General features: G+C 68.2%; 19 protein-coding genes. 10 read left to right on the forward strand and 9 right to left on the reverse strand.

The features are described from left to right. Positions 1 to 38: 38 nt before the first annotated feature. The gene (gene fadD6, locus AC5Y3Z_RS21435; RefSeq protein ID WP_463826719.1) at positions 39 to 1814 is read right to left on the reverse strand and encodes a long-chain-acyl-CoA synthetase FadD6; all 1776 of its coding nucleotides are present in this window, start codon (positions 1812 to 1814) and stop codon (positions 39 to 41) included. Positions 1815 to 1880: 66 nt separating this feature from the next. Further along, entirely contained in the window at positions 1881 to 2444 is a 564-nt protein-coding gene (log, locus tag AC5Y3Z_RS21440; protein WP_463826820.1) for a cytokinin riboside 5'-monophosphate phosphoribohydrolase, read from the reverse strand. A 44-nt stretch (positions 2445 to 2488) separates the two neighbouring features. On the opposite strand from log, the gene AC5Y3Z_RS21445 reads away from it, so the two are divergent. Beyond that, on the forward strand, positions 2489 to 4600 hold the full coding sequence (locus tag AC5Y3Z_RS21445; protein WP_463826720.1) for an AAA family ATPase: 2112 nt from the start codon (positions 2489 to 2491) through the stop codon (positions 4598 to 4600). A gap of 71 nt (positions 4601 to 4671) precedes the next feature. On the opposite strand, the gene dapE is transcribed toward AC5Y3Z_RS21445, so the two are convergent. Further along, positions 4672 to 5736, reverse strand: coding sequence for a succinyl-diaminopimelate desuccinylase (gene dapE, locus AC5Y3Z_RS21450; RefSeq protein ID WP_463826721.1), 1065 nt, complete (start codon positions 5734 to 5736; stop codon positions 4672 to 4674). A gap of 86 nt (positions 5737 to 5822) precedes the next feature. Between dapE and dapD the strand changes: the two genes are divergently transcribed. Further along, positions 5823 to 6776 carry a 2,3,4,5-tetrahydropyridine-2,6-dicarboxylate N-succinyltransferase gene (gene dapD, locus AC5Y3Z_RS21455; protein ID WP_463826821.1) on the forward strand — a complete coding sequence of 318 codons (954 nt, stop codon included), beginning with the start codon at positions 5823 to 5825 and terminating at the stop codon, positions 6774 to 6776. On the opposite strand, the gene AC5Y3Z_RS21460 is transcribed toward dapD, so the two are convergent. The 6 genes from AC5Y3Z_RS21460 to AC5Y3Z_RS21485 form a co-directional block, all read right to left on the reverse strand. After that, on the reverse strand, positions 6773 to 8032 hold the full coding sequence (locus AC5Y3Z_RS21460) for an MFS transporter (protein ID WP_463826822.1): 1260 nt from the start codon (positions 8030 to 8032) through the stop codon (positions 6773 to 6775). The genes dapD and AC5Y3Z_RS21460 overlap by 4 nt on opposite strands. Before the next feature lie 175 nt (positions 8033 to 8207). Continuing rightward, the gene (locus AC5Y3Z_RS21465; RefSeq protein ID WP_463826722.1) at positions 8208 to 9611 is read right to left on the reverse strand and encodes an acyl-CoA synthetase; all 1404 of its coding nucleotides are present in this window, start codon (positions 9609 to 9611) and stop codon (positions 8208 to 8210) included. An 18-nt stretch (positions 9612 to 9629) separates the two neighbouring features. Continuing rightward, positions 9630 to 10538: an alpha/beta fold hydrolase gene (locus tag AC5Y3Z_RS21470; RefSeq protein ID WP_463826723.1), complete on the reverse strand. Its 909-nt coding sequence runs from the start codon at positions 10536 to 10538 to the stop codon at positions 9630 to 9632. A 45-nt stretch (positions 10539 to 10583) separates the two neighbouring features. Then, positions 10584 to 11681: a GGDEF domain-containing protein gene (locus tag AC5Y3Z_RS21475; RefSeq protein ID WP_463826724.1), complete on the reverse strand. Its 1098-nt coding sequence runs from the start codon at positions 11679 to 11681 to the stop codon at positions 10584 to 10586. 54 nt (positions 11682 to 11735) lie between these two features. Then, on the reverse strand, positions 11736 to 13961 hold the full coding sequence (locus tag AC5Y3Z_RS21480; RefSeq protein ID WP_463826725.1) for a CaiB/BaiF CoA transferase family protein: 2226 nt from the start codon (positions 13959 to 13961) through the stop codon (positions 11736 to 11738). Then, positions 13958 to 15418 carry an aldehyde dehydrogenase family protein gene (locus AC5Y3Z_RS21485; protein WP_463826726.1) on the reverse strand — a complete coding sequence of 487 codons (1461 nt, stop codon included), beginning with the start codon at positions 15416 to 15418 and terminating at the stop codon, positions 13958 to 13960. The genes AC5Y3Z_RS21480 and AC5Y3Z_RS21485 overlap by 4 nt, the downstream gene beginning before the upstream one ends. Before the next feature lie 204 nt (positions 15419 to 15622). Here AC5Y3Z_RS21485 and AC5Y3Z_RS21490 point away from each other — a divergent pair, with 204 nt between their 5' ends. From AC5Y3Z_RS21490 to AC5Y3Z_RS21525, 8 genes are read left to right on the forward strand one after another with little or no spacing between them, the layout of a single operon-like run. Continuing rightward, positions 15623 to 16798: a cytochrome P450 gene (locus tag AC5Y3Z_RS21490; RefSeq protein WP_463826727.1), complete on the forward strand. Its 1176-nt coding sequence runs from the start codon at positions 15623 to 15625 to the stop codon at positions 16796 to 16798. Between the two features lie 3 nt (positions 16799 to 16801). Then, entirely contained in the window at positions 16802 to 18004 is a 1203-nt protein-coding gene (locus tag AC5Y3Z_RS21495) for an acyl-CoA dehydrogenase family protein (RefSeq protein WP_463826728.1), read from the forward strand. Continuing rightward, a complete protein-coding gene (locus AC5Y3Z_RS21500; RefSeq protein ID WP_463826729.1) occupies positions 18005 to 18547 on the forward strand; it encodes a MaoC family dehydratase in 543 nt (180 codons plus the stop codon). Next, positions 18547 to 18945 (forward strand): Zn-ribbon domain-containing OB-fold protein, encoded by a 399-nt coding sequence (locus AC5Y3Z_RS21505; protein WP_463826730.1) that lies wholly within the window; start codon positions 18547 to 18549, stop codon positions 18943 to 18945. Before AC5Y3Z_RS21500 ends, AC5Y3Z_RS21505 begins: the two co-directional genes overlap by 1 nt. Positions 18946 to 18947: 2 nt before the next feature. Then, entirely contained in the window at positions 18948 to 20051 is a 1104-nt protein-coding gene (locus AC5Y3Z_RS21510; RefSeq protein ID WP_463826731.1) for an acyl-CoA dehydrogenase family protein, read from the forward strand. Continuing rightward, the gene (locus AC5Y3Z_RS21515; protein WP_463826732.1) at positions 20052 to 20507 is read left to right on the forward strand and encodes a MaoC family dehydratase; all 456 of its coding nucleotides are present in this window, start codon (positions 20052 to 20054) and stop codon (positions 20505 to 20507) included. Continuing rightward, complete coding sequence (locus AC5Y3Z_RS21520; protein WP_463826733.1) at positions 20504 to 21685, forward strand: lipid-transfer protein; 1182 nt, start codon at positions 20504 to 20506, stop codon at positions 21683 to 21685. Before AC5Y3Z_RS21515 ends, AC5Y3Z_RS21520 begins: the two co-directional genes overlap by 4 nt. 4 nt (positions 21686 to 21689) lie before the next feature. Further along, positions 21690 to 22304, forward strand: coding sequence for a TetR/AcrR family transcriptional regulator (locus AC5Y3Z_RS21525; RefSeq protein ID WP_463826734.1), 615 nt, complete (start codon positions 21690 to 21692; stop codon positions 22302 to 22304). Positions 22305 to 22398: the final 94 nt, after the last annotated feature.

The raw sequence follows: 22398 nt of genomic DNA on the forward strand, positions 1-22398 counted from the left end.
CTTCCCCGCCCCAGACGCAGAGTCGCCGGGGGTGCGGGTCAGCCCTGCGGGCGCTTCCCCGCCGCAACCTCGCCCGGGTAGTCCTCGTAGTACTCGACATAACCCTCTTTGCGCCCGGCCAGCACGTACAGCGGGTCCTCGATATCGGAGCCGTAGGCCTGTTTGCGTAGTTCCACCTTGCGGCTCTTGAACGTGGTGGTGTGCTCCAGCGACTCCACCAACCGCACGAACAACGGCAACGCATAGGCCGGCAACTTGTCATACACCGCCCCGGCCAACGATTTCCCGTCGAAATCCTTGCCGTCGCGCAGCTTGACCGCGGCCATCCCGGCACGCCCGCCGGTATCGGGCACCTCGACGCCGAAGACAGTGCACTCCTCGACGTTCTTGTCCGACGCCACCGCCGCCTCGACCTGTGTGGTCGCCACGTTCTCGCCTTTCCAGCGGAACGTGTCGCCCAGCCGGTCGACGAACGCCGCGTGGAACATGCCCTGCGGCCGCATCACGTCGCCGGTGTTGAAGTACGTGTCGCCCTCTTTGAACGCGTTGCGCACCAGCTTCTTCTCGGTGGCTTCCTTGTCGGTGTAGCCGTCGAACGGCTGCAGCCGGTTGACCGGGCTGAGCAGCAACCCGGGCTCGCCGGCGGGCACCCGACGCACCCGCCCGTTGTCGTCGCGCACCGGCTCGCCAGTGTCCGGGTCGTATTCGACGTAGGCCAGCGGCATCGGCGAAATACCGGTGGTGCGGGGCATATTGAAGAAGTTGATGAACGCGGTGGTTCCTTCGCTGGCGGCGTAGAACTCACACACCCGCTCGATGCCGAAGCGCTTGGTGAATTCGTCCCAGATGTCCGGGCGCAGCCCGTTGCCGGCGATGACGCGGACCTTGTGCTGGCGGTCGGTGGGCTTTTCCGGCTGGTTGAGCAGGTAGCGGCACACCTCGCCGATGTAGATGAACGCGGTGGCGTCGTAGGCGATCACCTCGTCCCAGAAGCGGGACGCCGAGAACGACTTGCCCAGCGCCAGGGTCGCCCCCGAGTTGATCACCGACGACACCGCGACCGTCAGCGCGTTGTTGTGGTAGAGCGGCAGGCAGCTGTACAGAGTGTCGGAGGCCTTCAACCGCAACCCCAGCCCGCCGAACGCGCCGAGGGCCTTGAGCCACCGGTAATGCGTCATCACGCTGGCCTTCGGGTAGCCGGTGGTGCCCGAAGTGAAGATGTAGAACGCGGTGTCGCGGGCCCGCACCGACGACGCCGCGGCCGGGTTGGTCGCGGGCGCGGTGGTGGCGAAGCGCTCCAGGTCTTCGATGGTCAGCACCTCACCGGCCGAACCGCCGGACTCACTGACCGCACTGACCAGGTCGGATTCGGCAATGAGCACCTTGGCGTCGAGCAGGCCCAGGCTGTGCGACAGCACGTCGCCACGCTGGTGGTAGTTGAGCATGCCGGCGACCGCGCCCAACTTCACCACCGCCAGCATCGTGAGCACCGCGTTGGGCGAATTGCGCAGCATCACACCGACCACATCACCCGGGCCCACACCTCGCGCGGCCAGCACGGCGGCGTAGCGGTTGGCGGTCGCGTTGGCCTCGCGGTAGGTCAACTGCTGATCGCCGAACTTCAGGAAAACCCGGTCGGCGTAGCGGGCCGCGCGCTCCTGGAACACCGCGCCGATCGAGGTCTTCGAACTCGGCCGCGGCAGCAGGCCGGTCTTCACCGCGCGCAGGATCGAGGGCGTGTCGGCCACCAGAGCGGGCAGCCGAAGAGCGATATCGGTCAGTTTGACGCGTGTGTGTGACTCGTGCTCGGCCACGTGGTCCCTCGATTCCCTAGCAAGCCCGCTGATACCCAATACATACAGCCCGGCCCGGCCGGGCTGTCACGCTGGTGCGCACGCCTGCAGCGCATCGCCGACCTTATCGACCACCACCAGCCGGTCGACCGCTGCCTGCGAGATGTAACCGCTGTCGAGCAAACCGAAGATCCAGGCGCGCACCCCGTCGTAATGCCCCCACGGGTCCAGGATCACGATGGGCTTGTCGTGCACCCCCAGATATCCCTCGGTCCACGCGCTCAGCAATTCGTCCAGGGTGCCGACACCGCCGGGCAGCGCGATGAACGCATCTGCCCGTTGCTCCATCACCTGCTTCCGTTCGCTGAGGGTGTCGGTGACAATCAGCTCGTCGGCCTGCTGGTCGGCCAGTTCACGGTCCAGCAGCATGGTCGGGATCACCCCGACGGTCCAGCCGCCGGCGGCCCGCGCCGCGGCGGCCACCGCGCCCATCGCCGACACGTGGCCGCCGCCCCACACCAGCGTCCAGCCCTGCTGCGCTATCCCCTGACCCAGCGCGGCGGCGAGTTCGAGCAACTCCGGGTGCGTCGGCGTGGCAGCGCAGTAGACGGCCACCGCCCGCCGGCCGCCGTCGCTGTTGTCTGAGGGCATCACCGCAACGTAGACCAACTGCGCAGTTGCCATAAAGTCGAACAGTGCCGATCCGCTGGAACGTCCCGCAACACACCGAGGCGCTGGAGCGGCTGCACGGCGCGTTGCGGGAATCCGGGGGCGGGATCGTGGTCGGACCCGACGGCGTCGGCAAGTCGACGCTGGCCCGACTGGCCGCCGAACGCTGCTGCGCCGAGCACCCGAACACCGTCACCCGCTGGGTCATCGGGACCCCCACCGAGCAGGTGGTGCCCTTCGGCGCCTTCGGACATCTGATCGAATTCGCCGACATCGGGAAACCGGCCGCACTGTTGCGGGCCGCCCGGACGTCGCTGACCCGGGCCGCCCAGGAGAGCGATCTGCTGCTCGTCGTCGACGAGGCCCACGACCTGGACATCCTGTCGGCGACCCTGGTCTACCAGCTCGCCCGCGCCGGCACCGCCCGGATGATCGTCACCGCGCGGGCGGACGCGGCACCGGCCGCCATCGCCGCGTTGTGGACGGACGGCCTGCTGGACCGCATCGACATCGCTCCGCCGGGTGGGCTGACCACCGCGGCGGAGGTCGACGAATTCCTCGCCGAGCTGCCGGCGCCGGCCCGTTCGGTGCTGGACTACCTGGCCCTGGTCGAGCCGCTGACGTTGGCCGATCTCGCCGTGCTGGCCGGCGAGGGCGCGGTCGAGGAGGCAACGGACCTCGGCGCCGCCGAGACCCGGGTACGCAATGACGACGAGCCGGTCGCCTACATCGCCCATCCGCTGTTCGGCGAGCGCGTCCGGGCGACCTCGGGTGGCGACGTGCTGCGACGACGGCGCACCGAGCTGGTCGAGTTGCTCTCCGGACACCCGTGCGAGCACCCCAGCGACCGGTTGCGGCTGGCGTCGCTGGCGCTGGACTGCGACGCGTTGCAGCCGGTCGCCGAGGTGGTCGCCGCCGCGCAAGAGGCGCTGCGGCTCGGCGATCTGTGGCTTGCCGAACGGTTGGCGCGCGCCGCGCTGGACCGATCGGGCGGGCTGGATGCCCGGCTGGTGCTGGGCCAGGCACTGGCCTGGCAGGGACGCGGCCGTGACGCGGGCCAGGTGCTGGCGGCGGTTCAGCCTGCCGACTTGTCCGAAGCCGATCTGATGGCCTGGGCGGTGCCGCGGGCGGCCAACCAGTTCTGGATGTTGGGCGAGCCGGAGAAGGCCACCGCGTTCCTGCAGACGACCCGCAATCGGGTGACCGAGCCGGCCGCCCAGAATGTGCTGGACGGGCTGACCGCTACCTTCGCCATGAACTCGGGAAATCTGCAGCGTGCCCTCGCCGTGGCCACCGACGTGCTGGCCGCGCCGTCGGCCGGCGACATGGCGGTGGCGTGGGCCGCCAGTGCCGCCGCGTTGTCGTCGGCGCGGATGGGACGCTTCGCCGATGTCGGGGCCCTGGTCGACAAGGCAACGGCAGCAGAGCATCCCGGACTGCTGCGGTTCACCGCGGGACTGGCACAGATCACCTCGCTGCTGATGGCGGGCGAGGTCGCGCAGGCGCAGACCCTGGCTCAGCAGTTCACCGACTTCGCCGAACTGCAGCAACCGGGCCGGGCCATCGGTGAGGTGTTGATCGCCCTGGTGCTGAACGTCCGAGGTGAATTCGGTGCTGCCGCAAAGCTGTTGGAGCCCGCCGCCGCCGAGCTGGAACGTTCGGGCTACTCCTGGGGTCCGCTGTCGCTAATCTTGTTGACCACCGCCATCGCGCGCCGGGGTGACATCCCGGGGTCGGCGAAAGCGTTGCGGCGCGCGGAGAACCGGCACGGGACCAAGTCGGCGCTGTTCGCCCCCGAACTCGGTCAGGCGCGCGCGTGGACCAGGGCGACGGCGCGCGACCGGATGGGTGCGACGTCGGCGGCGCGCGACGCCGCCCGGATGGCCGAACGCGCCGGGCAGTCGGCGGTGGCGCTGCTCGCCTGGCATGACGCCGTCCGGCTCGGCGATGTCCGGGCCGTCGAGCCGGTCACCCGGCTCGCCACTGAAATCGACTGCAAGGTAGGCGAAATCGTCGTCCGGCATGCGCGCGCACTGGCCGGCCGGGACACCGCCGGCCTGCGAGCGGTGGCCGACGAATTCGCCGCGATCGGGATGGGCGCGGCAGCGGCCGACGCCGCGGCTCAGGCGCAGGGCTGAGGCCGCTGCTCAGCGCGCAACGACGCGGACCGGGCCGTCGAGTCCGCGGCAGCGAGGTGCGCCACAGCCTGCTACCGGCTCAGGTAGCGGCGCAGTATCTCTACTGACGCCGCAATGTTGGCGACGGGCACCCGCTCGTCACGCTTGTGTGCCAGATTGGGATCGCCGGGACCGTAGTTGACCGCCGGAATGCCCAGTGCCGCAAAGCGGGACACGTCGGTCCACCCGTACTTGGCCCGGACCTGTCCCCCTGCGGCCTCGACCAGAGACTTCGCCGCGGGATGCGTGAGGCCCGGAAGGGCGCCCGCCGCGGAGTCGGTCAGATCGATCTCGACGTCCAGCCCGTCCAGCACCTCGTGCACGTGGTGTAAAGCCGCTTCGGGCGAGCGGTCCGGGGCGAACCGGAAATTGATCGTGACCGCCGCCGCGTCCGGGATCACATTGCCGGCGACGCCGCCGTCGATACGCACCGCCGACAGGCCCTCGCGGTAGCCGCACCCGTCGATGTCCACGCTGCGCGCCCGATAGCCGGCCAACCGGTCCAGCACCGCACCGAGTTTGTGAATTGCGTTGTCGCCCAGCCACGATCGGGCCGAGTGCGCCCGGGTACCGGTGGCGCGGACCACCACCCGCAGGGTGCCCTGGCAGCCTGCCTCGATCCAGCCGTCGGTGGGCTCACCCAGGATGGCCACGTCGGCGGACAGCCACTCCGGCAACTCGCGCTGGATGCGGCCCAATCCGTTGGCCGCCGACTCGATTTCCTCACAGTCGTACATCACCAGGGTCAGGTCGTGCACCGGGTCGGCGAGGGTGGCCGCCAGATGCAGAAAAACCGCATCCCCGGCTTTCATGTCGGCGGTGCCGCAACCGTGCAGCTGGCCGTCCACCAGCCGGCTGGGCAGATTGTCGGCGACCGGAACGGTGTCCAGATGCCCGGCCAGCAACACCCGCGTCGGACGGCCCAGCGCCGTGCGCGCCAGTACCGCGTTGCCGCTGCGGACGATCTCGAAGCGGGGCGCCTGGGCACGCAGGGCCGCCTCCACCTCGGCGGCGATGCGCGCCTCGTCGCGCGATTCACTGGGAATGTCCACCAACGCCGCGGTCAGCGCCACCGGGTCGCCGCACAAGTCCAACACGGCACCAAGTATGCCGAGCAGTCGCAAAAGCCCCTATTTTGACCGGCAAATGGGTGCTTTTGTGTCTGCTCGCGCGGGAAAGTAACCTGACCGCCGTGACTGGAGCTGCAGGCATCGGCCTGGCGACGCTGGCATCCGACGGATCTGTCCTGGACACGTGGTTCCCCGCACCGGAACTGACCGAGTCCGGCGACAGCGCCACCTCCCGGTTGGCCCTTTCCGACGTGCCCGCCGAACTGGCCGCGCTGGTCGGACGCGACGACGACCGCCGTACCGAGACCATCGCCGTGCGCACTGTGATCGGGTCGCTGGACGATCAGGCCGCCGACGCGTACGACGCCTACCTGCGGCTGCATCTGCTGTCGCACCGCTTGGTGGCGCCGCACGGGCTGAACGCCGGCGGTTTGTTCGCAGTATTGACCAACGTGGTCTGGACGAACCGCGGCCCCTGCGCCGTCGAGGGTTTCGAGGCGGTGCGGGCGCGGTTGCGCCGGCACGGGCCGGTGACGGTCTACGGCGTCGACAAGTTCCCCCGCATGGTGGACTATGTGCTGCCCACCGGGGTGCGGATCGCCGACGCCGACCGGGTGCGCCTGGGTGCGCACCTGGCGCCGGGCACCACGGTGATGCACGAGGGTTTCGTCAACTTCAACGCCGGCACCCTGGGCGCATCGATGGTGGAGGGCCGCATTTCGGCGGGTGTCGTGGTGGGTGACGGCTCGGACGTCGGCGGCGGCGCTTCGATCATGGGCACCCTGTCCGGCGGCGGCGAGCAGGTGATCTCGATCGGCAAACGCTGCCTGCTGGGCGCCAACGCGGGCCTGGGCATCTCGTTGGGCGACGACTGCGTGGTGGAGGCGGGGCTGTATGTCACCGCCGGCACCAAGGTCAACACCCCCGACGGCAGCACGCTCAAGGCAGCCGAGCTGTCCGGCGGCAACAACCTGCTGTTCCGACGCAACTCGCTGAGCGGCGCGGTCGAGGTGGTGCCGCGCGGTGGCCAGGGCATCGCGCTCAACGCGGACCTGCACGCCAACTAACGCGCGTCGAGTTCGGTCCCGCTGGTTTCCGGCAGTCGGTAGACCGAAATCAGGCTCAGTCCCGCCAGCGTCAGCAACAGGTACGCGATGCCGGCCGCGCCATAGGCTGCCAGCAGCCAGCCCGCGACCAGCGGTGGCACCGCACCGCCGGCGATACCCGCCAGATTGATGGACAGCGCCGTCGCGGTGTAGCGGTAGCGGGTGGCGAACAGTTCGGGGACGAAGGACGCAATCGGTCCGAAACAGCTCGCGGACACGGCGTACATGCCCAGAATCGCCACCGCGAACAGGACCGGGTCACGCGAATCGATCAGCGGCATCACCGCCACCGCCCAGGGCAGTGCCGCGGCCCAGCTGACCAGCAGCACGCGGCGCCGCCCGAACCGGTCGCACAGGGTGGCCGTGAGTGCGGCGAACACCAGGCAGGTCAGCCCGCCCAGCACCCCGACGGCCAGGATCAGGTTGCGGGAATACCCCAGTTGGGTGTGCGCGTAGCTGGGCAGATACGCACTGGCGAGATAGGTGAAGGCGAAGCACCCCAGCACGCTGCCGCCGGCCAGCATCACCTCGGTGCGTTGCAGTCGCAGCACCTCGGTCAGCGGGGCCACGGCCGCGTGGGTTCGCTGACCGGCGAACACCGGCGTCTCGCCGACGTTCAGGCGCACGTAAAGCGCGATGGTGATCAGCACCGCGCTCAGCAGGAACGGAATCCGCCACCCCCATTGCAGGAAGGCGTGGCTGCCTTCGCCGATGGTGGCGTTGACACCCAGGAACGTCAGGCTGGTCAGCACCAGCGCGATGCCGCCGCCGAGCACGGTGAACATTCCGTAGAACCCGCGCCGATCGACCGGCGCGGATTCGGCGCTCAGCAACGCCGACCCGGCCCATTCGCCGCCGACGGCGAACCCCTGCAGCACCCGCAGCACGATCAGGATCAGCGGGGCCGCCAGGCCGACGGTCGCCGTGCTGGGCACCAGACCCACCGTCACGGTGGACAGCGCCATGATCAGCAGGGTGGCGACCAGGGTTCGCTTGCGGCCCAACCGGTCCCCGAAATGTCCGAAGACGGCCGCGCCGAGCGGTCGGGACAGGAACGCGGTGGCAAAGGTGCCCATTGAGGCGACAGTGGCCATCGTCGGACCCAGGTGCGGGTAGAACACCGTGGGAAACACCAGGGCTGCTGCGGTGCCGTAGATGAAGAAGTCGTAGTACTCGACGGCCGAGCCCACCAGACAGGACAGGGCCACCGCTCGCATCGGGCTGGACGCGGGAGCTGCGGCTTCAAGCGTGGTTGGCGGCACCCTGAAAACGGTAGCGGCCCGCAGGTGCGCGTTTGCCTGGGAAGTGCTGGCAGGATGCTGCGAGCCGGTGCGCTGCGGTCACCACCGCCACCACCGACACCACCGCCGAAGTGGCCTCCGTGCTGTTCCGTCAGCCCTCGTCGATCAACTGCTTTTTGAGCACCTTGCCCAGCGCGTTGCGGGGCAGCGAGTCCACGATCCGCACTTCGCGAGGCCGCTTGTGCGCTGACAGTTGTTGGGCGACATGGTCTATCAGCTCGGCAGGATCGGCCTGGCCTACCACGTAGGCCACGATCCGCTGGCCCAGATCCGCGTCGGGCAGGCCGACCACCGCCACCTCGGCCACGTCGGCGTGTCCGAGCAGCACGGTCTCGATCTCGCCTGCCCCGATGCGGTAACCGCCCGACTTGATCAGGTCGACCGACTCCCGGCCCACGATCCGGTGCATGCCGCCGTCGTCGACGACGGCGACGTCGCCGGTGCGGTACCAGCCGTCCGCGGTGAATGCCTCAGCGGTGGCCTCGGGGCGGTTGAGGTACCCGTCGAACAGGGTGGCGCCCCGAACCTGAAGTTTGCCAACGGTTTCCCCGTCGTGCGGAACCGGATCGCCGTGGTCGTCGACCATCCGGGTCTGCACGCCGGTCAACGGCCACCCGACCCAACCGGGGCGCCGTTCCCCGTCGGCCCGGGTGGACACGGTGATCAACGATTCGGAGGCACCGTAGCGTTCGATGGGCCGGTGCCCGGTCAACGCTTCCAGGCGTTCGAACACCGGCACCGGCAGCGCCGCACTACCGGACACCAAAAGTCGTGCTGCTCTTAGTGATTCGGCTGCCGCAGGCTCGGCCGCCAGCCGCGACCAGACCGTCGGCACCCCGAAGTACAGCGACCCGCCCGCGGCCGCGTACCCGTCCGGCGTCGGTTTTCCGGTGTGCACGAACCGATTCCCGACCCGCAGCGAGCCGAGCAGTCCGAGTACCAGACCGTGGATGTGGTACAGCGGCAGGCCGTGCACCAGCACGTCGTCGGGTGTCCACTGCCAGGCCTCGGCCAGCGCATCCAGATCCGCCGCGATGGCCCGCCTGCTCACCTGCACGCCTTTGGGCAAACCCGTTGTGCCCGAGGTGTATACCACCATCGCCAGCGCATCCGGTGCCGGTTCGGCGTACCGGTGCCAGGACCGCGCATGCAGGCGGACCGGAACGTGTTGCAGGCCATCGGGATCGTCCGGCACCGGACCCAGCCAGGCCTGGGCGCCGGAGTCGGTGAGCATGTGCCGGCGCTCGGCCACGCCGACGTCGGCGGGCACCGGCACCACCGGCACGCCGGCGATGAGGCAGCCGACGATCGCCAGGACCGTGGACGCCGTCGGAACGGCCAGTACCGCGACCATCCGCGCGCCCGCCACCCGCTCGGCGACCGATGTCGCGCCGCCGACCAGGTCGCTGCGGCTGAGCCGGAAGCCGTCGATGCTGACCGCGTCGGGGATGTCGTCGGCGGTGGCGACCGCAGGATTCAGCGAGGTCAGCAGCACGTGAGCGAGGCTACCGGGTCAGCCACGCTCGTCCCAGATCTTCATCAGGGTGGACAGGATCTCCTCGCCGCGGCCCAGGCCGGCGAGGTGGCTCTCCTCGGGCAGGTGGAACAGTTCGGCGTCGGGCAGCCGGGCGACCATGTGCTCGCCGTGCGAGAACGGGATGATGTGGTCGTGGTCGCCGTGCCACCATTTGACCGGTACCTGCACCTCGTCGAGGTGGAATCCCCAGTCCCGCGCAAACAGCATCACGTCGTTGAAGGGCGCCGCCAGCTGCCGGCGGCTGCCGTTGAGCAGGTCGTCGAGGAACATCGCCTTGAATTCGGGACGGGTCAGCAGGTGCCGATCGGCCTCAGGCGAAAGCAGCGCGTAGATGTCAAGCGCGGTCGAGGCGACCGGCCGGATCCCCTGGATCAGCATGCTGGCGCCGATCCGCAGCGGGTTGCCACCGAACTTCAGCAGTGGTGCGACCCGCACGCCCAGTGTCATCGCGCCGCCGCTGATGCCGTCGGGACCCTGCGTCGGCGCCACGCCGCCGAGCACCCCGACCGCGACCACCCGGTCAGCCAGCCGCGCGCCGCATGCCAGCGAATAGGGTCCGCCCCCGGACAATCCGACGACTGCCATGTGCTCGATGCCCAAGGTGTCGGCGATGGCGCGCAAGTCGCCGGCGAACTCCGAGATGGCTTCGTAGCGGTGCGGCGTCGAGGAGCCGATGCCGGGCCGGTCGATACCGATCAGGCGGATGTCGTGGTGTTCGGCGTAGATGCGGGCCTCGGTCGGGATCTGGCGCCGGGCACCCGGAGTGCCGTGCAGCCAGAACACCGCGCGCCCCTGCGGGGCCCCGAACTCGGCGAAACCGATCTGCCGGTTGTCGCCGACGGCGATGTTCCCCTCGAGTTTCGGACGGTCGATCGCGACGGCCATGCCGAACACCTTTCTATCGGATACGTTAACGCATTGGAAATCTTATCAGTGCAGCTCAGACGACTCGCGCCGGTCCACCTCGGTCCGGTTCCCGCCGGCTCGCTTGGCCCGGTACATCGCCGAATCCGCACTGTCGATGAGACGGTGCACCACATTCTGCACGGTCGCCGACGAGCAGACGCCGGTCGCTATACCGATGCTCACGGTGAAACCGGGGGCTGTCGCATCCGCGGCGAGCGCGGCATGTATCCGACCGGCCACCGCGCGTCCGGCGCTGGAGTCACCGCGCAGCACGATCACGAACTCCTCGCCGCCGATCCGCGCGGCGGCCGTATCCAACGATGCATCGGCGACACCGGCGCGGATGCACTCGGCGATGGTGGTGAGCACCCGGTCCCCGACTTCGTGCCCATGGGTGTCGTTGATCGCCTTGAATCGGTCGACATCCACCGTCAGCACCGTCACCGGTGTCACCGTCGCACCCACCAGGCCGTCCAGACTGTTCTCCAGGCCGCGGCGATTGTTCAGCCGGGTCAACGGATCGTGAAGCGCCGCAACGGCACCGGTGCGCAGCGTCAGCAGATACGCCTGCATCACGACGGGAAATCCCAAGACGATCGGCACGACTATCAGCAGGTTGATGGTGGTGACGTTGCCGGGAAACAGATGCTGGCGCAACGATTCGGCGTAGCACCAGCCGATCGACCCCGCCGAGAACATCAGATGCGCTGTCAGCGCCCGCGGCCCGTGCAGGACAACGATGTAGAAGCCGTTGATGGCCAGCACCGTCAAGCCGGGCATGGCCAGGAACGTCTGACTCACGTTGACGACGGTGCCGAGGATGCACAGATTGGAAACGAGGATGAACAGCGCCGAAACCCGCTCGGAGGGGAACGGTCCGAACGCCCACCCGATGCCTGATACCGCCGCCACCGCGACGATGAAATAGCTGACTTCGGGGATCTTCAGGTAGGGGTAGACGGCGGTGAGGATGCTGATGCCGGCGTAGAACACCATCAGGATTCCCATGAACACCTGGTGTAGCCGCAGCAATCCGCGGTTGCGCAGCTGCTGCACCGTCCAGTCGAAACCCGACGGCTGGTTCCACCAGCCGACCACGAAGTCTCTGAACGCCCTGCGCACCGGCCCGACGCCCCCTCTCTGTCCAGGGCAGTCTAGGACGGCATCGGCGCGGCGCTAGGCGTTCAGCACCCGTTCGCCGATGATCCGCTGGTCGCGCAGTTCGGCCAGTGCGTCGTCGGAAAGCCCGAGCGCACGCAGGATTTCGTCGTTGTGCTGACCGAGGGTGGGCGGGGCGGTGCGGTGGTGCCGACCGGGCCCGGGTGTGATCCGGAACGGCCAGCCCGGAAAGCGGCGCGGTCCGGTGACGGGATGCTCGAACCGTTCGTAGAAATTCCGGGCGGCGAGCTGAGCGAACTCGTACATCTGGTCGCCGGTGACCACCTGCTCGGCCGGAATGTCCTGTGCGCGAAGCTGTTCGACGATGACCTGTGCTCGCTGAGTACGGGTCCAGGCGGTGACCAGTTCGTCGAACACATCGTGGTCCAGGGACGGGTCGTCGGGCAGCGACAGCGCCACCCACGTCCCGTCCTGGGTCGGGTAGACCCCTTGCAGGTAGCCGCGCCGCCGATTGCCGGCACGGGGGCACACCACACCATTGCGCGAGTACTCGATCACCGGTTCGGCGGTCACGCAGGCGGCGACCTCGATCTGGGCGACCTCGATCAGCTGGCCCTGTCCGGTGCGGCGCCGGTGTTCCAGCGCGGCCAGCAACGCGACCCCGGCGTGCACGCCGACGATCGGATCGGCCGGACCCTGCAGGTTGCACGGCGGCCCGTCGGGGTAGCCGGTCACCGCCGTCATCCCCGACGTCTGCTCGATGTTCAGCGCCCAGCCGACGTAGTCGCGCCACGGCCCGTCCAGTCCGAAGCCGGGCATGCGGACCGCGATCACATCCGGGTTGAGCGCCACCAGCGACTGGTAGTCCAGGCCGAATTGCTCGACCACGCGCGGGGAGAAGTTCTCCACCACGATGTCGGCCTGCGCGGCCAGCCGGTGCGCGATGTCGCGCCCGCGCCGGGTGTTCAGATCCAGGGTGAGGTCGCGCTTGTTGAGGTTGGTGGCCTGCCACAGTGCGCTGCGCTCGTACCAGTCCTCACCCTCGAAGGGATAGGCACCGGAATAGCGGTGGCCGTCGGGACGCTGGATGGACTCGATCTTGACGATGTCGGCGCCGAACGCACCCAGATAGCAGGTGAGGTAGGCGCCGGCCCAGAAGGTACTCAGATCTAGCACGCGCAGTCCCTGGAAAGGGGATTCCGGCGGCGGGGGCGGCGCAGTGGCGCAGTGCGGCGGGGCAGCATCACCGGCGCCCATCCGAAAGGGCGGACCGGGGCGGCGAAATCCGTTGCCCTCGATGAAGAATCCGCGCTCGGCGTACTGCGGCGAATCCAGGATGGTGGCGCCGTCGTTGACCGGGGCCGCCGGGATCCGCATCGCCTGGCTCAGTTCGACGAGTTCGGCCACCGTCTGCGCGGCGAGCAACGGCGCAGCCTTGGCGAAGAACTCGGCACGCTCCGGGCCGCCCAGCATGATGGCGATCTGGTGCTCACCGAACTCCGGCAGTCCCAGCATCGCGCACACGTCGAGCCAGTGCTGCCCGGTCAGACAGTTGATACCGACCCACCCGTCGGCTGCGCGCACCACACCAAGCATCGGTGCCGCCCGGACATTCGGTTCCAGCCCAAGGCTTTTCATCCGCTCGGCCATCAGCATCGGATACGGCAGGGTGGACAGCAGCGACTCGAACTCCGAGACGTCGACCTGCCGGAAGCCCGTCGATCGCAACGCGGTCAATGCGGCCATCCCACCGTAGACACCGGCGACGTATTCCGAGATCCGGGCACCGGCCTGCACCGGCGGGCGCTGCGGATCCCGGGTGCTGATCCAACCGGACACCGCCTGAATGGTCAGCGGGGTGGCGAGGCGGTCACGCCACGGCCCGGTCTGTCCGAAGGGAGAGATGCTCAGCAACACCAGGTTCGGGTTGATCCGCGCCAGCGTGACGGTGTCCAGGCCCCAGCCCGCCAGCGTGCCGGGTGCGTGGTTCTCCACGAGTACGTGGGTCCGCGCGATCAGGCCTTCGGCGGTCGCCCGGTCACCTGGCTGAGCGAAATCCAGTGTGATGCACTGCTTTCCGGCATTGAGATATTCGAACAGACCACTATGCTGCGGGTCGGGTATCCCGCTGGGGAAAGGCCCCCACCGGCGCAACGGATCACCGTCCGGAGGTTCGATCTTGACGACCTCGGCACCGAGGTCGGCGAGCAACTTGGCGGCGTACGGTCCGGCGATCTCGGTGGCGATTTCGACCACGTGCAGCCCCGACAGGGGCCCGGTCACGCGGGCACGCCGATGGCCATCGACTCCATGTACTGGTGCACCCCGCCGATCCCGCCGCCTTCCCGGCCCAGCCCGCTCAACTTGAATCCGCCGAACGGCGCCGCGCCGGCACCACAACCGTTGACCGCTACCTGTCCGGTCCGGATCCGGCGGGCGACGCCCACCGCCCGCTCCACGTCACCACTCCACACCGCGCCGGAAAGGCCGTAGCGCGAGTTGTTCGCGATCGCGACCGCATCGTCGTCGTCGCGGTAGCGCACCACGCTCAGCACCGGCCCGAACACTTCCTCCTGGGCAATCACCGAATCCGGCTCGACCTCGGTCAGGATCGTCGGCTCGAAGTAGAACCCGACGTCCAAGCCGGCCGGCCGGCCGCCCCCCGTCGCCAACCGGGCTCCGCCGTCCAGCGCGCCGGCCACGTGGGCCGCCACCCGGTCGCGTTGCGCGTCGCTGATCAGCGGGCCCATCTGCACCGCGGCGTCGGTCGGGTCACCCACTTCGACCTCGCGGGCCAGTGCCACCAACCGGTCCACGACGTCGTCGTGCAAGGCATCGGGCAACAGCAGCCTGCTCTGCAGAATGCAGGCCTGCCCGGCGTGCAGCGAGCAACAGTCGAACAGCAGCTGCTGCAACATCTCGTCGGTGACCTCGGTGTCGTCCAGGAGGATGCACGCCGACTTGCCCCCCAGTTCCAGGAGAATCCGCTTGAGGGTGTCGCCCGCGGCCGCCATCACCTGGCGCCCGACCACCGAACTGCCGGTGAAGCTGACCATGTCGATCCGCGGATCGGTGGTGAGCAGCTTCGCCGCGTCGACGCCGGACGGGGTGACGACGTTGACCACCCCGGGCGGGATGTCGGTGTGCTCGTCGATGAGCCGGGCCAGCGCCAGCCCGGCCAGCGGGGTCAGCGGCGAAGGCTTGAGGACGACGGTGTCGCCGGCGGCCAACGCGTGGTTGAGCTTCATCACGTTGAGGCAGTGCGGGAAGTTCCACGGCGTCAGGATCGACACCACACCCAGCGGCTGGTGCCGGAGCAGCGTGGTCCCGGCACCGATCCCGGTCACAGCGTCGTCGGCCAACTGGGTGGCCAGCTGGGCGGCGTGCATGGACATGAACGCCGCCCCGTCGACTTGCATCAGCCGCTCGTTCTGGATGCAGCCCCACTCCTGCTGAGACAGCGCGAAGAAGTCGTCGGCGTGCTTGAGCAGCGCCTCCCCGAGTTGGGTGAGGCACCTCGCCCGGTCTTCGGGTGTCGAACCGGCCCAGGGGCCGTCGTCGAATGCGCGCCGTGCCGCGCCGATCGCATCGCCGACCTGGCCGGTGCTCGCGTCGGGTGCGGTGGCGATGACCTGCTCGGTGGCCGGCGAGATGTCGTCGTAGCGACCGTTCTCCGGTTCGACCCAGCGCCCGTCGATGTAGAGCTGGTAGCTGTCCACGAGCGCCGGTAACACAGCCATCTGCTTCCTCACCCCAGGGATCGATGATTCGGTCATCTATTCCCCTGGTGTACACCCGCCGAACCCGGGCGTCAATCACTGCACAACTGAATTCTGCGCTGTTTCATGGTGTTGCGGGCGTGTTGACAGCGCGATTACCAGCAGAGTAGACACAATGCACAAGACACTTTCGATAAATGTGTCGGATCGGAGGAACGCCCCGCCGTGCACACCGACATCCCGCTGCACTCACCGGAGTTCTATGCCGGCGACCCGTATCCGGCCTACCGGGAGCTGCGTGCGACATCGCCGGTGCATTGGAACGACGTGACCGGATTCTGGGCGCTGCTCAAGTACGAGGACATCCGGTTCGTGTCGAGCAACCCGGCGCTGTTCACTTCCACCAAGGGCATCAGCATTCCGGACCCGGACATGCCGAACCCGGTGCAGGACGGCAACCTCATCTTCACCGATCCGCCGCGGCACCGGCAGATGCGCAAGCTGATCAACGCCGGCTTCACCCGGCGCCGGGTTTCGGTGCTCGAGCCCAAGATCCGCGAGATCGTGCGCGGCATCCTCGACGAGGTCGAACCCGGCACGGTGCACGAATTCGCCGAGGAGATCGCCGCCCCGCTGCCCACCCGGATGATCGCCGAGCTGATCGGTGCGCCCGCCGAGGATTGGGAGCAGTTCCGGACCTGGTCGGACGCGGCCACCGGGACCGCCGACCCCGAGATCGAACTCGACGCGTTCGTGGCCATGGGCCAGCTGTTCGAGTACTTCCAGAAGCTGATCGCCGCCCGGCGCGCCGATCCACGCGACGACCTGCTCTCGGTGCTGGCGGCGGCCGAGATCGACGAGCACCGGCTCAGCGACGAGGATCTGCTCAACTTCGCCTTCCTGCTGCTGGTGGCCGGCAACGAGACGACCCGCAACCTGATAGCGCTGGGCACCCTGGCCCTGATCAACCACCCCGACCAGGCCCGCCTGCTGGTCGAGGACCCCACGTCGATTCCGGTCGCAGTGGAAGAGATGCTGCGGTGGAACAGCCCGGTGGTCAGCATGTCGCGGGTGGCGACCGCCGACGTCGACATTCGCGGCCGGCTGATCCGGGCCGGCGACGTGGTGACGATGCTCTACGGGTCGGCCAACCGCGACGAAGACGTATTCGGGGCTGACTCAGAGGACTTCAAGGTCACGCGCCATCCGAATCCGCACATCGCGTTCGGCTGCGGTGAACATTCCTGCATCGGTGCGCAATTGGCGCGGCTGGAGGCGACCGTGCTGTTCGAGGAGTTGCTGCGGCGCTTCCCGCGCCTGGACCTGGTCGGCGACGTCGACCGGATGAAGGCCACGATGGTGCCCGGGGTCAAGCGGATGCCGGTACGGCTGGGGGTCTGAGACATGGATCTCGAATACACCCCGGAACAGCAACGGCTGCGCGCCGAGATGCGTGCCACACTGCAACAGGTGATGACACCCGAACGCGTCGCGGCGATCGGCAAGAACATCGAGGGCGGCCCCGCTGTCCGGGACTGCGTACGCGCGCTGGCAGCGGCCAACCTGCTTGGCGTGGGATGGCCTAAAGAATATGGTGGACAGGGTTTTTCGGCAATCGAGCAGTACATCTTTGGCGAGGAGGCCCGCCGGGCCGGGGCACCGATCCCGTTGGTGACGCTCAATACCGTCGGTCCGACGTTGATGCAGCGCGGCACCGAGGAGCAGAAGCAGAAGTTCCTGCCGGCCATTCTGGACGGCAGCGTCGAATTCGCGATCGGTTACTCCGAACCCGGCGCAGGCAGTGACCTGGCCTCGGTGCGCACCACCGCCGTCCGCGACGGCGACGAATACGTCATCAACGGCCAGAAGATGTTCACCAGTGGCGCGGCCTACGCCGACTACATCTGGCTGGCGGTCCGCACCGATCCGAATGTGAAGAAGCACAAGGGAATCTCGATTCTGATCGTGCCGACGTCGGCGCCGGGTTTCTCCTGGCAGCCGCTGCACACCATGCCGGGCATCTCGACGTTCTACACGTTCTACGACAACGTGCGGGTTCCGGTCAGCGCGCTGGTCGGCGAGGAGAACCAGGGGTGGGAACTGATTACCACCCAGTTGAATTTCGAACGCGCCGCGCTGGGCAACCTGGGCGCACTCGAGCCGTTGTTCGAAAAGACGGTGGCCTGGGCGACCGAGACCGAACTCGACGGTGCCCGCGTCATCGACCAACCCTGGGTCCAGCTGGCACTGGCCCGGGTCGAAGCTGAGGTCGCTGCCTACAAGCTGGTCAATCTGCGGGTGAACGCCGCGATGACCAAAGGTGTGCTGAACATGGGTGAAGCTTCGGCGGCGAAGGTGTTCGGCACCGAACTCACCCAGCAGGTGGCCCGTCAGCTGCTCGAGGTGCTCGACGGCAACGGAGTGCGCCGCGGCGCGGACGCTCCGCTGCGGGGCGCCCTGGAATCGGCGTACCGGCAGGCCGTGATCAACACGTTCGGCGGCGGCGCCAATGAAATCCAGCGTGACATCATCGCGATGGCGGGACTGCGCATGCCGCGCGCACCTCGTGATCTTCGCGCGGCCGCAGACAAAGGAGGATCGACCTAAGTGACCGACGCAGAAGTGCAAGACAGGGTGCGGGCCCTGGTCGGCAAACCGACCGGCGGCACCGGAAAGCCCTCGGTGGCTCCAGATCCGGTCAATCAGCCGATGATCCGGCACTGGGCCTGCGCCATGGACGACCTGAATCCGGTGTACATCGACCCTGATTTCGCGGCGACCTCGCGGTTCGGTGGCATCGTCTCGCCGCCGGTGATGCTGCAGACCTGGACCATGCCCTCGCCGAAGCTGGACGGGATCGGGGACCGCGGGGGCGCGCCCGTCGAAATCAGAAGCAACCCAACGGCTTTCCTGGACGAGGCCGGATACCGCAGTACGGTGGCCACCAATTCCGAATTCGAGATCGAGCGTTATCCGCGGCTGGGCGACCTGATCAGCGCGACGACGGTCTACGAGTCGGTGTCGGAGGAGAAGAAGACGGCGCTGGGCACCGGGTTCTTCCTGACCTGGCTGACCACCTATACCAATCAGGACGGCGAAGTGCTTGGGCGACAACGTTTCCGGGTCCTGCGATTCAAGCCGGCCAACTGATGGCCACCCGGATGGCGCCCACCATCAGCGCCGACACCGAGTTCTTCTGGAACGGATTGAAGCAGAACAAACTCCTGATCCAGCGCTGCAGCGGCTGTGCGACCCTGCGGCACCCGCCCCGGCCGATGTGCGCGCAGTGCCGCTCGCTGGAGTGGGAGCCGATCGAGGCGTCCGGGCGCGGCACGGTGTACAGCTACGTGATGCCGCACCAGCCGCGCGTCCCGTTCTTCGACTACCCCTACATCGTGGTGTTGGTCGAACTCGAGGAAGGGGTTCGGCTGGTATCCAACCTGACCGACATCGATCCGGCTGAGGTGGAAGTCGGTATGCCGGTGCAGCTGTACTTCCAGACCTACGACAACGACTTGACGCTGCACCAGTTCCGGCCGAGTCGGTAGCCATGGATTTCACCTTCACCGAAGAGCAGGAAACCATCGCCAAGCTGGCCCGGGAGATCTTTGATCGCCGGGCCACACCGGAACGGCTCACCGAACTGGAGGCCGGTGACACGCGCTACGACGAGGCCCTGTGGAAGGAGCTCGCCACCGTCGACCTGCTCGGGACCGCACTGCCGGAATCGTTCGGCGGCAACGGTGGCGGCTTCGTGGAACTCGGCGTGCTGCTGGCCGAAGTCGGGTGGGCGGTGGCCCCGGTGCCGGCCTACCCGACGCTGGTGCTGGGCGCCGACCCGATCGCCCGGCACGGCAATCCCGGCCAACAGCACCGTTTCCTGCCCGATGTCATTGCCGGGCAACGCATCCTGACGGCGGGCCTGGCCGAACCCGGCCGGTCCGACCCGACACGTCCGGCCACCACCGCCCGCCGCGACGGCGCGACCTGGCGCCTGGACGGGGCCAAAGAACTGGTGCCGGCTGCGCAACTGGCCGACACGGTGCTGATTCCGGCAGCGGTCGACGACGGGGACGTCGCGGTGTTCCTGGTGGCGACAGACGCACCCGGGGTCGAGGTCCGGGCGGTGCCGACCACCGATCGCGAACCGCACGCCGACGTACTCCTGGCCGGTGCAACCGTTTCCGACGACGACCGGATCGACGTCGACGTAGCGGCGCTGTACACGCGCGCTCTGGTCGCGCTGTGCGCGGTCCAGCTCGGCGTCGCCGACCGGGCCCTGCACATCGCCGCCGAATACACCACCGGGCGGGAACAATTCGGCCGGCCGATCGGCAGCTTCCAAGCCGTGCAACAGCGGATGGCCGACGCCTTCATCGATGTCGAGGCGATCCGCTGGACCACCTGGCATGCGGCGTGGCTGATCGGCGCCGGGCAATCCGCCGACCGGGCGGCCCGCATCGCCAAATTCTGGGCCGCCGACGCCGGGGCCCGGGTCACCGCCACAGCCCAACACGTGCATGGCGGCATCGGGATCGACACCACCTATCCGCTGCACCGCTACTTCCTGTGGGCCAAGCACAACGAGCTGACCCTGGGCCCGGCCTCCCAGCAACTTGCCCGCCTCGGCGCGACCTATTCGGAAGGACGCTAGATGACGACCACCGCCAGCCGGACCAGCACGTTGAAGTGGGCTGACATCGAGGTCGGTGACGAGCTCAGTCCCCTCGAAATCACTGTCGACACCACGAAGATCGTGGCCGGGGCGATCGCCTCACGCGACTTCATGCCCGTGCACCACGACCGCGACTACGCCAAGAAGCAGGGCTCCCCCGACCTGTTCATGAACATCCTGACCACCAACGGGTACTGCGTGCGGTTCCTCACCGACTGGGCCGGCCCCGAGGCGATGGTGAAGAACCTCGCGATTCGCCTTGGCGTGCCGTGCTTTCCGGGCTCCACGCTGAGCTTCACCGGCAGCGTGTCCGCCAAGAACCCCGGCCAGGACGGCGAGAATTTCGTCGAGGTCACCTTCCGCGGCTCCAACAATCTCGGCGATCACGTCTCGGGCACCGCGGTGCTCAGTCTGCTGGACGGGCCGCAGGCATGAGCAGCACGCAACGGGGCACCCTCGCCGGCCACTGTGCAATAGCCGGGATCGGGCAGACCGAGTTCTCCAAGGAGTCCGGCCGCAGCGAGCTCCAATTAGCTTGCGAGGCAGTCAGTGCCGCGCTCGACGACGCCGGTCTGGCGCCGGCCGATGTCGACGGCATGGTCACCTTCACCATGGATTCCAGTGACGAGATCGAGATTGCCCGCAACGTCGGCATCGGCGATCTGAGCTTCTTCAGCCGGGTACACCACGGCGGTGGCGCGGCCGCCGGCACCGTGGTGCACGCCGCGATGGCGGTCGCGACCGGCGTCGCCGACGTGGTGGTGTGCTGGCGGGCCTTCAACGAGCGCTCGGGTTTCCGGTTCGGCGGCAGCGGGCGCACCAGTGCCGAGACGCCGCTGTTCATGGCGCACTATGCGCCGTTCGGTCTGATCACGCCGGCGGCGTGGGTGGCGTTGCACGCCCAGCGCTATATGTCCACCTACGGCGTCACCAACGAGGACTTCGGGCGCATCGCCGTCGTCGACCGCGCGCACGCCGCCCGCAACCCCGACGCGTGGTTCTACGAGCGTCCGATCACGCTGGAAGACCATCAGAACTCGCGCTGGATCGTCGAACCCGTGCTGCGCCTGCTGGATTGCTGCCAGGAGAGCGACGGTGGCGTGGCGCTGGTGGTCACCAGCGCCGAGCGGGCGCGCGACCTGCGTCGACCGCCGGCGATCATCGCGGCGGCCGCCCAGGGCGCGGCAGCCAACGGCGAGATGATGACCAGCTACTACCGCGACGACATCACCGGACTCCCGGAGATGGGCGTCGTCGCCCACCGGCTCTGGCGTGACTCCGGGCTCAAACCGGCCGACATCCAAACCGCGTTCATCTACGACCATTTCACGCCGTTCGTGTTCACCCAGCTGGAAGAACTCGGCTTCTGCGGGCGCGGCGAGGCCAAGGACTTCGCCACCGTGGAGCGGCTGTCGCTGGGTGGTGAGTTCCCGATCAACACCAACGGCGGCCTGCTCGGCGAGGCGTACATCCACGGCATGAACGGCATCACCGAAGGTGTCCGGCAGGTCCGCGGCACGTCGTACAACCAGGTCGAGGGTGTCGAGCACGTACTGGTCACCTCGGGCACCGGGGTGCCCACCAGTGGGCTGATCCTCGCCCGGGACGGCTAGCCCGATGACCCAGGCTTCCACTTCCACCGCGACGCGTGACCTCATCCTGGAATCCGCGTATGCCTGCTTCCGCAAGCACGGGCTGTTGAAGGCGACGATCGTCGACATCGCCCGAGAGGCGGGGGTGTCCCGCAGCACCATCTACGAGTATTTCCGCGACAAGGGCGAGATTCTGGAGGCGTGCGCCGAACATGCCTCCGAGCAGTTCTACCGGGAGATGTCCCGGGCGATGGCGCCGGGCAGTTCGCTGGAGGACAAACTCGCCAATGCTGCGGTGTTCGTCACCCAGGCCCGCAGGGCCATCGCCTCTGAGGAGTACTTCGACGAAGATGCGATCAGCCTGCTGCTGACCAAGGACGCCGCGGTGCTGTTGCGGGAATGCATCGACTTCTTCGCGCCCTACCTGTCGGCCGCGAAACTCACCGGTGAGGTCCGCAAAGACCTCGACGTCGAATCGGCCGGCGAATGGTTCGCCCGAATCCTGTTCTCGTTGTTCAGCACTGCCTCACCGATCCGCGATATGGGCGATCCCGCAGTGGTGGCCGAATTCGTCAGCGCGCACGTGGTGCGCGGATTCGCCAGCGACACCACGCGTCGCGGCCCGTTGCGGAGTCGGTGAGCCGAGCCCGGCCGTCGGCGTCACTTTTGCCCGCCGGCAGGGCCGAGGCGCAATAGTTATCCTCACGCTGAACGTAACGGCAAGAGTTGCAGCG

The sequence above is a fragment of the Mycobacterium sp. NGS61 genome, assembly GCF_059812325.1.

Coding starts and splice junctions, on each gene's coding strand:
- AC5Y3Z_RS21520 (WP_463826733.1), top strand. CDS start 20,504: ATGAGCAGCACGCAACGGGGCACCCTCGCCGGCCACTGTGCAATAGCC.
- AC5Y3Z_RS21525 (WP_463826734.1), top strand. CDS start 21,690: ATGACCCAGGCTTCCACTTCCACCGCGACGCGTGACCTCATCCTGGAA.
- AC5Y3Z_RS21470 (WP_463826723.1), bottom strand. CDS start 10,538: ATGGCCGTCGCGATCGACCGTCCGAAACTCGAGGGGAACATCGCCGTC.
- AC5Y3Z_RS21515 (WP_463826732.1), top strand. CDS start 20,052: ATGACGACCACCGCCAGCCGGACCAGCACGTTGAAGTGGGCTGACATC.
- AC5Y3Z_RS21495 (WP_463826728.1), top strand. CDS start 16,802: ATGGATCTCGAATACACCCCGGAACAGCAACGGCTGCGCGCCGAGATG.
- AC5Y3Z_RS21460 (WP_463826822.1), bottom strand. CDS start 8,032: ATGCGAGCGGTGGCCCTGTCCTGTCTGGTGGGCTCGGCCGTCGAGTAC.
- log (WP_463826820.1), bottom strand. CDS start 2,444: ATGCCCTCAGACAACAGCGACGGCGGCCGGCGGGCGGTGGCCGTCTAC.
- AC5Y3Z_RS21505 (WP_463826730.1), top strand. CDS start 18,547: ATGGCCACCCGGATGGCGCCCACCATCAGCGCCGACACCGAGTTCTTC.
- AC5Y3Z_RS21510 (WP_463826731.1), top strand. CDS start 18,948: ATGGATTTCACCTTCACCGAAGAGCAGGAAACCATCGCCAAGCTGGCC.
- AC5Y3Z_RS21485 (WP_463826726.1), bottom strand. CDS start 15,418: ATGGCTGTGTTACCGGCGCTCGTGGACAGCTACCAGCTCTACATCGAC.